The sequence below is a fragment of the Sneathiella sp. D3-11 genome (assembly GCF_055809395.1).
This window is the reverse complement of record NZ_CM147911.1, coordinates 1,200,678-1,213,667: the sequence shown is the minus strand read 5'-3', so window position 1 is coordinate 1,213,667 and position 12,990 is coordinate 1,200,678. Positions and strand designations below refer to the sequence as shown.

Below are 12,990 nucleotides of genomic sequence, written 5' to 3'. Positions count from 1 at the left end.
GGCAATGACCAACTCTTCACTCGATGGCACGGAAATGCTCCATTCTCTTTCAGTTTATTTCAATCTGCCGAAGACGCCTCGTCGTGCCCGGGTTTCAATTTGGTTTCCCAAGGCTCGCCCGTGTCGGTCAGCGTTACATTTATGCATTCCATGGTCAGGCAAAGAGTGCCGCCGCCCGCAAAATTAAGCGATATGTCTGCTTGCCCGTCTTCTCCGAGATGTGTCGAAAGGCTAAGCAATTCAAGCGCCTCTGTCGGGTTTGTTTGTGAAATTCCAGTGGATTTGACACCCATCACATCACCAAAATACAATCCTGACCGTATGCGAAACCAGCTATTCGTGGGTTCCGGACCCTTGGCAGTATCCTCCCATTTGAAGCGGGAGCCCATGACTGTAAAGGCCCGCACGGATTTGAGGTAGCTCATTTCACCTGGACTTGTGATCATCCCTTCAAGGGCCGCGGAGAGGATTTCCATATCCTCAATTTCAGCCGCAATAAGTTTCAGGGGATTAGGCATGTCATCATCCTGTTGCCGGTTTTTGGTCAACTCAACTGAATTCGTTCTATGTCCGCACCGCAGGCTGCGAGTTTTTCTTCCAACCGCTCATACCCGCGATCCAGATGGTATACACGGTTGATAACGGTTTCTCCCTCCGCTGCCAAGCCCGCAAGCACCAAAGAGACCGAAGCACGTAGATCAGTGGCCATAACCGGCGCGCCCACAAGATGATCAACGCCCCGAACAAGCGCCGAATGGCCGTGTACTGTTATATTGGCACCGAGGCGCGCAAGCTCGGGCACATGCATGAAACGATTTTCGAAAATCGTTTCGGTAATCATAGCTGCCCCACCTGCGACAGTCATCAACGCCATAAACTGCGCCTGCATATCTGTCGGATAGCCGGGGTAAGGTAGGGTCATGATATCGACACCGCGAACGGTTCCGCCTTCACGGGCAATGATAAAGCCATTCTCTGTTTCTTCGATTTTGGCTCCGGCTTCGATCAGGGCATCCAGCACGGACCGGATGAGCTCGGCCTGAGTATTGGTGAGTTCAATTTTTCCGCCAGTAATCATTGCCGCGATTGCATATGTGCCGGTTTCGATTCTGTCCGGCATCACGCGGTAATTCGTGCCATGAAGTTTATCGACACCGCAAATGACCAGTCTATCCGTGCCTTCACCCTCAATATTCGCACCCATTTGGGTAAGAAGACGGACAAGATCGGTGATCTCTGGTTCTTTCGCTGCATTCTCCAGGATAGTTGTTCCCTTTGCAAGAGACGCAGCCATTAGCAAATTCTCGGTTGCGCCGACTGAGACCGTCTCGAAACGAATTTCTGCACCCTTCAATCCATTGGGCGCCTCGGCTTCCATATACCCGCCGGTAATGGTAATTTTTGCACCCATTTGTTCCAGCCCGCTGATATGCAGGTTCATCGGACGCGTGCCGATAGCACACCCTCCTGGCAAAGAGACCCGCGCCTTGCCGATACGGGCGAGCAATGGTCCCATGACCAGCGCTCCTGCGCGCATTTTGCGGACGATATCATAGGGCGCTTCCGTGCTGGTGATCGTTTTCGCATTGATTGAGAGGGATCGCCCGTCACTGCCGCCGCCATTGGCACTTTGTCCGTTCATGGCGGCGGTTGCGCCATGCTGACAAAGCAATGTGATCAGTGTCGAGATATCGGCAACATGAGGCAGGTTGGAAAGGGTAAGAGTATCTTCTGTTAACAGACTGGCGACCATTAGCGGCAGCGCCGCGTTTTTTGCCCCACTGATTTCAATTTTACCCTGAAGCGGCTTGCCGCCTCTGATGCGAATACTGTCCATATTGATTTTCTCTTTAATATTTTGCCCGCTATCGCGGATCAGTTTTCATATGCAGCGATTTGGCCATAAAATGTCGTCAAAATAGCAGTTTTTATGTAGATCTATAAAAATAGAAAAGAATTTGCTGCCTATTGGTTCTGTCATTATTTGATGCTCGAAAGTCTCAATCGAACGCAGCCTGCGCGATACTATAGTTTGGGAAGTGTGACACCTTCTTGCCCCATATATTTACCGGCGCGATCCTTATAGGAAACTTCGCATGGTTCGTTTCCTTTTAGAAAAAGGAACTGGCATGCCCCTTCATTTGCGTAAATTTTGGCCGGAAGCGGAGTCGTATTCGAAAATTCGAGAGTGACATGACCTTCCCATTCGGGTTCGAGCGGTGTGACATTGACGATAATCCCGCAGCGGGCATATGTCGACTTGCCGAGGCAAATTACCAGAACGTCACGCGGAATTCGGAAATATTCGACCGTGCGGGCGAGGACGAAAGAATTTGGCGGTATAACGCAAACGTCAGTCTTCCTGTCCACAAAACTGCTGCTGGAGAAGTTTTTCGGGTCAACGGTCGCCGAATCGATATTGGTGAATATCTTGAATTCGTCAGAAACCCGCGCGTCATAGCCATAAGAGGATAGGCCATAGGAAATGGTACCCTCACGTTTCTGGCTCTCCACAAAAGGTTCAATCATCCCTGTTTCCAAGGCTTGTGACCTTATCCATTTATCAGACAGAATGGACATACTTAGATTTCTCCGCTCAAACAGCATAATTTGATCGGCATACTACAGATTGTGGCATGTCGGGCCAAGATTAAATGCTTGATTGGTTAATCGGTCAGCCGGTCCCGGTTCTTTATCGCATCCGGTGCTGCTTCTCCGCGATTGCGCTGCAGATTCTTGCGTTTACGTAGATTATTCCGTAATTCTTCCGCGAGGCGCAGGGCTTTCGCCGCCTTTAATTGCTCCTTGGAGCTTTTGCTATCCGGTTTCTGATCGGTCATTTGATTGCCTGCCAATTCAATGCCATCTCAATAAACCGTATTTTTCATTGTTGCAAATAAACAAAAAAAGGGAGCCATGAGGCTCCCCAGTTTGTTGTAGGTAATGTTTTTTGATTTTAGCTTATTGAGTTGCCATCCTTGCGGGAGATGCCAATTACAGTTGAGCGCGGAACTGTCATCCCGCCATCCGGATAATGGCTGTTGCCTTTTTCTCCCGGATGCTGAACCGCAATGAAGACTGTTTTCCGATCCGCGCTCCAGGCAAAGCCCGTGATCTCACACTCTTTCGGACCTACCAAGAAGCGCTTGATCTCACCGGTTTCCGGGTCGGCCAGAAGCATCTGGTTGTTGCCCATTCCGGCGAAGTCTTTCTCATTGGAATAATTACCGTCGGTCTGGATCCAGAGAAGCCCGCTGGCGTCGAACGCCAAGCCATCTGGGGAGTTGAACATATTCTCTGCATTTATGTTCTTTGAACCGCCATAGGCGTCGCAATGAACCGTTGGGTTGCCAGCAACCACAAAGAGGTCCCACTCAAAACTATCAGAAGCATGGTCTGCGTTGGCCGGTCTCCAGCGAACGATTTGGCCATAGTGGTTTCCAGCACGGGGGTTCGGGCCATCGACAGGGGTTTCATCGCCGCCAGCATTTGGCTTCTTCCCGCGGTTCTTGTTGTTGGTCAGCGCGACATAGGCTTCGACTTTGTTTGGATTAACAGCAACCCATTCCGGACGGTCCATGGTCGTGGCGCCAACCTTCGAGGCGGCCTGGCGTGTCAGAATGCTAATCTCCGCATGGCTCATACCTGTTGTCTCGGGTGTCAAAGGCAGCCACTTACCGCTCATGTCATCGCTGAACTTGGCAACAAAAAGCGTCCCGTCGTCGAGGAGGTTGCTGTTGTCGCCTCCCTCGGTGAATTTTCCAGCGGTGACAAACTTATACAGAAATTCACCGCGCTCATCATCGCCGAGGTAAACGACGACCTGACCATTGTCGGCAACAACTAGTTCTGCATTTTCATGTTTGAAACGGCCAAGGGCGGTGCGCTTTTTGAGAGTCGATTTCGGGTTAAGTGGATCGAACTCGACAATATAGCCAAAACGGTTTGGTTCGTTTGGATTCTTGCTGATGTCAAAGCGGTCGTCGACAGTGGCCCAAGCATAGCCCCAGTCCTTATTTCCAATACCATAGCGTTTCATTTCGGGTGTAGGCTTGTAGTTTCCATCACTGGAGGAGAAGTAACCATTGAAGTTTTCCTCACATGTGAGATATGTGCCCCATGGTGTCCGGCCGTTACCGCAGTTATTCCATGTGCCAAGTGCGAGTACACCTTCAGGATCTGCCGCTGTTTTCATCATGGCGTGGCCACGGGCGGGGCCCGAAATTTCGATTGGCGTATTGGCTGTGACGCGGCGATTGTAAGGGCTGTCAACAACAATGCCCCATTTCCCGTCCTTAAGAGCAATTTGGGTGACAGTCATACCGTGACCTGCCATGCCCTTGTTGACGTCATCTGCTGTCTCCGGCTTTTTGCTTTCACGATTGCCGTAGATAATTGAGCGGTTAACATATTCGTTGTTGGAAACAAGAATATTTTTATCTCCGTCCTGAAACAGCGCCATACCATCGTTATTGTCGCCGACCGAAAGCTCTTGACTAGCGGCAGTTCCGCGAGTTTCCTGATCGAAGGGGACACCTTCAGACCAGAGCGGCTCACCCCAGGTGCTGACGATATGCCAGTCAAACTCATTCGGCACGGTAATCGTATCAAGTTCGTTGGCGGCGACGGGTTCAAATTTCAGGCGACTGCTTGCGGCGCTTGCTGGGGCGGGGGAGAGGGCTGTCGTGCCCATGACGAAAGCCGTGGCACCGAAGGCAACACCTTTGCCCAGGAAGCTGCGGCGAGAAAGCACAGTTTGGGAAATTTTCTCAAAATCTGAGGATTCATTTTTTTGTGCGCGGATATCATCAAACTCATCGAAAGATATTTCATCGGGAATTGGTGCGGACATTTCTGGCTCCTGAAAAGTTAAATTTCATTTTGCATTCGGCGGCTGGGAATACAAACGAGGGTAACTTACAGATGGCTGATTTCAGTTTTGTGTCAGAAGCATGAAGGTGGCAAATTGTCAGGACCGACGTTGCGTCCTACTTTTGAAGGGCTTTTTTATTCCTGCGGCTGAAACTCTTTGACATGGCAGGAAATCCCTATATATTCCGCCGCGTTCTCACCTATATTGCCGCCGTAGCTCAGGGGTAGAGCACTCCCTTGGTAAGGGAGAGGCCGGTGGTTCAAATCCACCCGGCGGCACCATTCTTCCTGAAATTGCAATATATATGATACTGCTTGCGTAACCTCTTGTTAACGCGACGAACATATAGTTTCTCTTGCGCATAATCGGAGGGTCAGAACCTGAGAATAAGATAATACTTTCTGTATTGTTTATGAATCGCCCGTTTTTCAGCACTTTCTCTGTTCTTGTGACCCCTGATTTGTAGTTCTAGCGAGTTGATGGTGTGTTTTAGAGAATGGCGTCAAAAGAGAGATTTTTATATCTGGAACCATTGAGGGGTTTATTCGCTATTGTCGTAGTCGTCATTCATGGCGGTTACATAGGAAGCTCGTCCTTTCTTCTGGCAAACAGTAACTTCACTTCAAATAGTACGATGCTCGTTGATTTATTCTTTCAACTGAGCGGCTTTGTTATTGCATATAGCTATGCGGATAGGATTGGTGGTGCCGCATCCGCTGCCGCGTTTCAGTTTAATAGATTCTTGCGGATGTATCCTTTGCACATTGTCACATTTTTGTGCTTTGCCCTTGGCTTTCCTTTGATGGAATTTGCAAAAGAGATCATTAGTGGAAATTTGGGTGGCGAACATGCTTTCGCAAATTTTAGTTTCTCCGCATTTTTTAACAACGTCTTCTTGGCGCATGGTATTTTTGAAAAGGATCTGACCTATAACTATCCAAGTTGGTCCGTCTCCGTGGAGTTTTTTACCTACGCGACCTTTGCACTGGTTTTCTCGATCTTTTCAACGAAGAAATCCCGAGTTCTCACCAGTATCATTCTCGTGATATTTTCTGCATGGATACTTCAGGTAACAGATAGCGATTACCCAGAAACCAAAACAGCGTCGTTTAGATGTATGTATTCATTCTTTCTGGGGGTGTTGCTCTATTATATTTATGACAACTTTCGGGTCAGAGTTGCTTCGGTTTTTGTGTATTTTAGCTTCGCGCTCTTGTTTGCCGCTTGGTATTTCAGCCATTATTTATCGAGCCTCGTCACGCCTTTCGCATATTCATTTATTTTTATTTCACTACTTTGGTCAGAATCCTCCATATTAAAAAAGTTTTTATGTTCTCCGAAGCTGGTGTTTTTGGGTACCATTAGTTATGGAATATATATGATTCATGCGATTGTTTGGCATGCCATTAGCCGCGTACTGATCGTCTTTTTTGGCTATAAAGAAGAGTATAATGCGGCGATGGAGGATACAGTTTTGGTCGTTGATCCGATGCTGAGCACTATCTTGCTTGTGTTCGGTACCTGCGTCACCATTTTCCTAGCTTATTTGAGCTATCGGTATCTGGAAATGCCTTTTAACAGAAGAAAGATGAAGATGCCGATAGAAACCAAAGAAGTAAGCGCGGAAGGCGCATATGGCCATACCTATTCGAATTCGCGCTAGAACAAATAACTAGTATATGTGGCGGCGTAGGTATTTGCTTGCTCTCCCCCCGATGGTTTAAGTAGATTGAGTGAAATTATCTCTTTCGACGAAAGACCACAAATCGCGTGCGCAAATTATTTGTCTTGCTTCTCCTTATTGGACTGGGCATGGTTGGCTGGGTTGGATATGACTATTCAACCAGTGGGGAAGAGATCGCGCGCTTTGAATTGGCGGGGGAGGCTGGAAGCACGGACCTCATTTCTCTTGACCCCTCGCAGAACCCCATGCGGGCTCTTTTATCCGTAAAATACGAGATTGAGCTCTTAAGCAGCAGTACACCTGCGTTTGAATATTCCGTTTTGATGGTTGGGCCGGCCGGGCTTAATGTCTTCGACACTAAAGGACAGCAGCGGGATAAGCGCGACGACAATACCCCGGAATATGCAACGAAAACATCGGAGCAGGTTATTGAAACTTTCTCAATATCCGCGCCGGGTGACTATTTGCTGGATTGGCGGATTACGCCGGACAAGGCAAAAATCATCAGTCAGAAAATTTCCCTTCGCCGCAATGCCGAGCCTTTGAGAGTTCCTTATCTGATCGCAGGGGGTATTTGTTTTGCTTTGGGCGTTCTGCTTCTTATTCGGAGCCGGAGAAAGAGCAGCTAATTACATTTTTATTTGGGTGACGCATGGCCGATGAAAAACCTGATTATCGATTGTTGACAGGCGAAGATACGCATGATTTCTGCGTGAGGGTAAGCAAGGCTCTTGCGGAAGGCTATGTGCTTTATGGTTCTCCCTCGGCAACGTTTGATCCCAATACAAACCGTATGCTGGTCGCTCAGGCCGTCGTCAGGCCAGATGTTGTGAGGGACGCGTGAGATGTTGATCGAGACGGGTGCGCTGGGCCTTTTTATTCTCTCGGCACTGGCGCTTAATCTGACACCGGGGCCGGACATGTTATTTACAACGGCGAGCGGTCTTAAGCAGGGGCCGCGTGCCGGCGTCGTTGCGGCGCTCGGTATTTCTGCGGGCTCTCTTGTTCATATCCTGTTGGCAATTATTGGCGTTACCGCGATTTTTAAAACATCCGAACTTGCGTTCGATATTCTTCGATTTGCCGGTGCAGGTTATCTCCTGTGGATTGGTATCCGTAGCTTTTCGACGCGCGTTGGGGATCTTAGCCGCCCGCATGTAAAGTCGGCTGATATGTTCGTTGTCTTTCGCCGCGGAATGCTTACCAATATTTTTAATCCAAAGGTAGCTCTCTTCTTTATAGCTTTTTTACCGCAGTTTGTTTCCATCGATGCGGGGTCCATTGCGTTGCAAATATTGATTTTGGGGATTCTGTTTAATCTGACTGGTTTACTTTGTAATGGCGGCGTCGGTCTCTTTTCCGGCGGTGCGGGGCGGCTTTTGCTACAACGGCCGGGGACTGCTAAATGGGTTTCAAGGATTTCTGGTGCTATCTTTATCGGACTGGCCATTCGTCTTGCTCTGACGGAGCGCGCATAAATATTTTTGATCCTTAACGGTGGTTTTGTTCGAAATTGTGAGAGAATAAAAATGGCTGAGAATGTGCTGGTTATCGGAAATAAGAGATACTCATCCTGGAGTTTGCGGGGATGGCTCGCGGCTAAACTCTCAGGCATGGAGTTTGAGGAAGTGTTGGTGCCTCTGTATCGACCCGGCTGCCATGAAAAATTGAAAGAGGTGAACCCTGCGGCGCCGCCAAAAGTGCCTTCGCTTAAAATAGGAGATGCGGCCGTCTGGGATACACTCGCGATCTGTGAGTTCCTCGCAGAACAATATCCGGACGCTCATCTCTGGCCGGAAGACACATTTATCCGAGCACATGCGAGATCAGTGGTCGCGGAAATGCATTCCAGCTTTCAAGCGCTTCGCGAACATGTTCCGATGGATCTATCGAAAAAGCTCCCTTATGGAGCTTTGCCGGAGGATGTTGAGGCGGATATTGCCCGCATATGTGAGATCTGGCGTGAATGCCGGACGAAATACTCAGGAAGAGGACCTTATCTGTTCGGTGAAATTTCGATTGCCGATGTCTTTTTCGCACCGGTTCTTGTCCGTCTGTACAGCCATTCTGTACCCCTTGATGACGTTTGTCAGGAGTATTTCGGCACCCTTTGGGCGTTGCCGGAATTTGTGGAATGGCGTGTGGCGGCTGAGAAGGAAGAATGGACGATTACGGACTACTAGGCAGAAACAGCATCCTTAGGCTGGTGTATATACGTCTATCTGGTCTTTGAGGCCGGGGACAGTTTGTTTAGGGAAACACCGCAAGTCGATTTGGAGATGTTCCGCGATTGCAGAGGACACCAAAAGGCTTGCGTCGAGTGTCTTGGTCAAGTCCTGCAGTCGGCTGGCCATGTTGACCGCGGGCCCAATGATAGAAAAATCGAGACGTTCTCTTGCCCCGATATTGCCGAACATGACATCGCCATGATGAATGCCAATGCCAAACTTCAATTTTGACGCATCGGAGGAATGATGGGCCAGTGCCTCCGTTCCTTTGCGCGCGGCATTTACCGCCTTTTGCGCGGCATCCGATATTCCGGCATTATCCGAGTTTGGGAAAATTGCGAGGAAACCGTCACCCATGAATTTGAGCACTTCTCCCCCTTCTTCCATCACGGCCTCAGACATGGTCTCGAAAAACTGGTTCAGCAGTGTTAGATAGGCAGGCATTTCCATCTGGTCGGCAAGTGCGCTGGATCCGCGCAGGTCGCAAATCCAGATAACCGCTTGAATAACGTCGCCGTCGCCGCGCTGATTTTTACCTTCCATCACCTGCCGTGCCGCGGCGGGGCCGAGATAGGCGCCCAGCACATCCTGCAAAGTTTGCTCCCGCTTAAAAATGCGCGCGGTGGCATGGAATAGATTGATCAGATGTTTCAGGGCTTGAATTTCCCTGTCGGAAAATCCGCTCGGGTGGTCCGTAAGCCATGATGAGATGACGCCATCCTGTGTTTTGAGGGCTGTTTCCTGATCCCCAAAGGGTGCCAGGATCGCGAGATAATCAGTTCCACCACCCTCCTTGAACTCTGAAAAAATTGAATATCTTTGAACAACTTCATCATCGCGCAGGTCGCAACGATATTCAGTTACAATATTGTCCAGCATGTAAAAGAGAGGGCTTTGTGCCCAATTTGGCTCCACAGCCAGTGCGCGCGGGCGAGAATTGGTGTGTAATTCGCCGGCCCTATGCCAAGTGTAATCAGTATGATCAATAAAGGGATGCATTTGTCGCATCGTGACATGCGTGCGCAGGAGTGGAAACAAGGTTTGATCTATTTTCCGGCTGAGTTCAGAGAGAGTTTCCGTAAAGTCAATATTGTCAAGCATGCGCTGGACAAGCCACTTTTCAATTTGACGCACAGCCAGATCGAAGCTGGGAGTATCAGAGGCAATATCAGTTACGGATCGTATGTTCACGGCGGCGAAAACCTCTACCTGTTTTGATCTAAATAGGAAATGCCGCCGGAAATACAAGGGAATGCACTTGCTTGGGTGTTATCTCCAGAAATATTATGCGCTACGTCGCAACCTCCGGGTTGAGGCTATATGTCCCGACGTATGAACCACTCGCAAGGATATGTCCTTCCATCGCAGAGAGTGCCTCCGGCCCTCCGAAATTGCCTGAAAGCCCAAGGCTCTCTATATCCAGAGCATATACAGTAAAATGATAATGATGAAGGATGCTGTCATTCCAGGGAGGGCAGGGACCATCATATCCACCATAATCACCGGCCATATCGGGATCGCCCGCAAACCAGTCGGTATAGTTATTAATGCCGGTGATGCCGTAGGCGCGCTTGCTCGGTGCCTTACCCTTGGGCGTAATGCCATCGCTGACCTCTCCCTCGGCGAGGCTTGCGTACTCGATAGGAATATCAACCTGAACCCAGTGATAGAAATCAACACGCGGCAAATCGGCTGGAACTGTCTTTCCTTCCTGGTTGACATCTTCTCCTGAGGAGGGAACATCGGGATCATGACAGATAATGGCGAAGGATTTTGTTCCTTCTGGTGCGTCAGACCAGCTAATTGCAGGGCTTTTGTTATCACTAAGGGCGACATGACCTTCATCGGCAGGAACACCGAAGGCGAATTTACCCGGGATTGTCCCGCCATTTTCCCAACCGTCGATTTTCACCTTCAATGCTGCCGTCATGGTATGTCATCCCTCATTCTGTTTTTAATAGGCACACGATTTTAACAAAGCCGTCAACGCAGGTAAATGGTCTAGGGTCGGAAGGCGAAGCTAACCGGCCCTTTTAAGCTATCAAGCTGCGGCTGTATCCAGTCAACCCACTGACACAGTGCAGGCCGGGTCTCCCGCGGATCAATAATGTCATGAACACTGAAACTTTCTGCACGGGGGAAGGGTGATTGCTGGGCAGCAAGCTGTTCTTCCAGTTCAGCTCTCAGCTTTTCAGGGTTTTCTGCTTCTGCAATCTGTCGGCGGTAGGCGACGGCCACCCCGCCCTCAACGGGGAGCGGCCCCATTTCTGCGCTGGGCCAGGCAAGGACATAGCCGTTTTCACTAAAATGAGCGGCCGCGGCAACGCCGAAGGCTTTCTTCACAATGACGGTAGCCCATGGGACAACGGACATGACGGCGGCGGCAACTGCGGAGGTGCCATATTTAATGGTACCATCCTTTTCTGAATCCGGTCCAATCATAAACCCAGGTTCGTCTGTGAAATTGACGATGGGAAGGTGAAAGGTGTCGCAGAGTTCAATGAAGCGTCGCACCTTCTGGGCGGCATCTGCCCCCATGGCACCTGCATAAATCCGGCAATCATTCGCGATCACGCCAACGGGCTGGCCGTTGAGGCGGGCAAAGCCGGTAATCAGGCTGCGACCATAGTGCTTGCTCATTTCAAAGAAGCTATCGAGGTCTACCACCAACTGGATCAGCTTTCGCATGTGAAAGGGAAGGCGTCGGTTTTTGGAACGATACTGAGCAGGTCTTCTTCCGTGCGTTCTGTGGGGTCGCTTGTCTCGAAGTGTGCAGGCAGTTCCCAGACGTTATTGGGAAGATAACTTAGGAAAGCACGAATCTGCTTGAAGGCATCGGCCTCATCCTCCGCAATATTGGCGGCAACGGCATTTCGGCTATGGACTGCAGCGCCGCCCAGCTCTTCCTTCGTCATATTGATGTTCAGGGCCCGTTCCACTAACGCTGGGCCTGCGATAAGAAGCTGCGCGGTGTCACGTGTCATCACGGAGAAATGGGAGGCGGCAAAACGCGCCGCCGGAAACCCGGCAACAGGTCCAAGCGCGGCGGAGGCAACCGGGACTTCGCCCATCAATTTTGCGATGGAGAGAAACCTCGGTTTTTCATAAGCCGGACTGCCAACAGTGCCGCTGCCTTTACCCTTTGCTACGCTGCCACCGCCACCTTCCAGCATCCGGATTAAGGGCACGCGATATTGGGACGCTAGTTCCTCTGCGAAGACGCTTTTTCGCAGACCTGCGGCATTGGGTGAGCCACCCTTTAACGTGAAATCTTCTCCGCCGACGGCAACATGACGTCCATTGATGGAGCCAAGTCCGGTCACATAGTTTGCAGGGGAGAACTCTTTGATATTTCCTTGATCGTCTCGTACTACTGATCCGGCGATGCGGCCTTGTTCCTGAAAGCTGTCCGGATCCAGAAGGCTATCGATTCTTTCGCGGATGGTCAGGCGGCCTTTGGCATGCTGGGCCTCAATGGCTTTAACACCGCCTTGGGCCTGTGCCGCGATGCGCATTTTTCTTATTTCTTCGGCTTCTTTTTCCCAGCTCATAGGTTCCGATCTCCCCGTAACTTAAATTAGTCACGGAGTATAACCATTGCCATCGCATTGAGATAGGTTTCAGGATGGTGAAATAGCGGACGTGCGCCATTGCACAAATCAGTAGCCAATCGCTTCGGTCTATAGACGAAAGGGTGGCTATCTGCATATTCCGAGGTATACCGGAGTAGGTGCCTCTTGTGAGGAGTCGGCTAGTCGGCTTAGAGGGTTAGTTTTGTCTCAAGCCCGGCCTGTGGCAGAGTTGCTTCTTCGATCTTCTTAGGATCCTTGGGCCTCATGCCTTCCATAATCTGCTTATTGACCGCAATGAGTGGCGCAACTGATGCTTCGCCTTTCATGGCTTGTAAACTATAGCGACCAACCCAGAATGCGATGGAAAGAAGCCGACCTTTTAAGTCGTCAGGGAGAGCATTATCCTCTGACAGAAGATCCATTTGCATGGTAAGCCATAGCCGCCGATTGTTTGCGACAGCACGGATGCGTTCCATTGCATTTTCTTCCTTGTCAGCGTCTTCCATGGCACGAGTGAATAGCGCGAAAGCCCGGTATTCGGTTTGTCGGGGGTTTTCGGCATTCTGGTTAGCTTTTTGGTAAGCAGCTACAGACATTTCTTCTTCTCATCCATTTCCGATAGTAAAATCTACT

At 50.0% G+C, this 12,990-nt stretch carries 13 protein-coding genes, 1 tRNA gene and 1 pseudogene; 6 read left to right on the top strand and 9 right to left on the bottom strand.

The genetic code is table 11. The annotated features are described in order from the left end of the window. Positions 1 to 59 precede the first annotated feature (59 nt). From AC0L73_RS06340 to AC0L73_RS06320, 5 genes are all read right to left on the bottom strand, one after another. The gene (locus AC0L73_RS06340) at positions 60 to 518 is read right to left on the bottom strand and encodes a DUF2948 family protein (protein WP_473655148.1); all 459 of its coding nucleotides are present in this window, start codon (positions 516 to 518) and stop codon (positions 60 to 62) included. A 26-nt stretch (positions 519 to 544) separates the two neighbouring features. Beyond that, the gene (gene murA / locus AC0L73_RS06335) at positions 545 to 1,837 is read right to left on the bottom strand and encodes a UDP-N-acetylglucosamine 1-carboxyvinyltransferase (protein ID WP_473655147.1); all 1,293 of its coding nucleotides are present in this window, start codon (positions 1,835 to 1,837) and stop codon (positions 545 to 547) included. 188 nt (positions 1,838 to 2,025) lie between these two features. Next, positions 2,026 to 2,580, bottom strand: a complete 555-nt coding sequence (gene dcd / locus AC0L73_RS06330; protein WP_227949192.1) for a dCTP deaminase — start codon at positions 2,578 to 2,580, stop codon at positions 2,026 to 2,028. A gap of 86 nt (positions 2,581 to 2,666) precedes the next feature. Beyond that, entirely contained in the window at positions 2,667 to 2,840 is a 174-nt protein-coding gene (locus tag AC0L73_RS06325) for a hypothetical protein (RefSeq protein WP_473655146.1), read from the bottom strand. Positions 2,841 to 2,956: 116 nt separating this feature from the next. Continuing rightward, positions 2,957 to 4,852, bottom strand: a complete 1,896-nt coding sequence (locus AC0L73_RS06320; protein WP_473655145.1) for a PhoX family protein — start codon at positions 4,850 to 4,852, stop codon at positions 2,957 to 2,959. 227 nt (positions 4,853 to 5,079) lie between these two features. On the opposite strand from AC0L73_RS06320, the gene AC0L73_RS06315 reads away from it, so the two are divergent. From AC0L73_RS06315 to AC0L73_RS06290, 6 genes are all read left to right on the top strand, one after another. Then, a tRNA-Thr gene (locus AC0L73_RS06315) sits at positions 5,080 to 5,154 on the top strand. Positions 5,155 to 5,369: 215 nt separating this feature from the next. Then, entirely contained in the window at positions 5,370 to 6,536 is a 1,167-nt protein-coding gene (locus AC0L73_RS06310) for an acyltransferase family protein (protein ID WP_473655144.1), read from the top strand. A 107-nt stretch (positions 6,537 to 6,643) separates the two neighbouring features. Then, positions 6,644 to 7,186, top strand: a complete 543-nt coding sequence (locus AC0L73_RS06305) for a hypothetical protein (protein ID WP_473655143.1) — start codon at positions 6,644 to 6,646, stop codon at positions 7,184 to 7,186. A gap of 23 nt (positions 7,187 to 7,209) precedes the next feature. After that, positions 7,210 to 7,401 (top strand): DUF1737 domain-containing protein, encoded by a 192-nt coding sequence (locus AC0L73_RS06300; protein ID WP_473655142.1) that lies wholly within the window; start codon positions 7,210 to 7,212, stop codon positions 7,399 to 7,401. Between the two features lies 1 nt (position 7,402). Further along, complete coding sequence (locus AC0L73_RS06295; protein WP_473655141.1) at positions 7,403 to 8,035, top strand: LysE family translocator; 633 nt, start codon at positions 7,403 to 7,405, stop codon at positions 8,033 to 8,035. A gap of 51 nt (positions 8,036 to 8,086) precedes the next feature. After that, a complete protein-coding gene (locus tag AC0L73_RS06290; RefSeq protein WP_227949206.1) occupies positions 8,087 to 8,740 on the top strand; it encodes a glutathione S-transferase family protein in 654 nt (217 codons plus the stop codon). Between the two features lie 15 nt (positions 8,741 to 8,755). Here AC0L73_RS06290 and AC0L73_RS06285 read toward each other — a convergent pair whose 3' ends face one another. From AC0L73_RS06285 to flaF, 4 genes and pseudogenes are all read right to left on the bottom strand, one after another. Then, complete coding sequence (locus AC0L73_RS06285; protein ID WP_227949209.1) at positions 8,756 to 9,976, bottom strand: adenylate/guanylate cyclase domain-containing protein; 1,221 nt, start codon at positions 9,974 to 9,976, stop codon at positions 8,756 to 8,758. A 100-nt stretch (positions 9,977 to 10,076) separates the two neighbouring features. After that, the gene (locus AC0L73_RS06280; RefSeq protein WP_415776512.1) at positions 10,077 to 10,703 is read right to left on the bottom strand and encodes a YbhB/YbcL family Raf kinase inhibitor-like protein; all 627 of its coding nucleotides are present in this window, start codon (positions 10,701 to 10,703) and stop codon (positions 10,077 to 10,079) included. An 83-nt stretch (positions 10,704 to 10,786) separates the two neighbouring features. Beyond that, a pseudogene (locus AC0L73_RS06275) lies at positions 10,787 to 12,300 on the bottom strand (acyl-CoA carboxylase subunit beta). Positions 12,301 to 12,545: 245 nt separating this feature from the next. Next, positions 12,546 to 12,953 carry a flagellar biosynthesis regulator FlaF gene (gene flaF / locus AC0L73_RS06270; protein WP_227949216.1) on the bottom strand — a complete coding sequence of 136 codons (408 nt, stop codon included), beginning with the start codon at positions 12,951 to 12,953 and terminating at the stop codon, positions 12,546 to 12,548. Positions 12,954 to 12,990 lie beyond the last annotated feature (37 nt).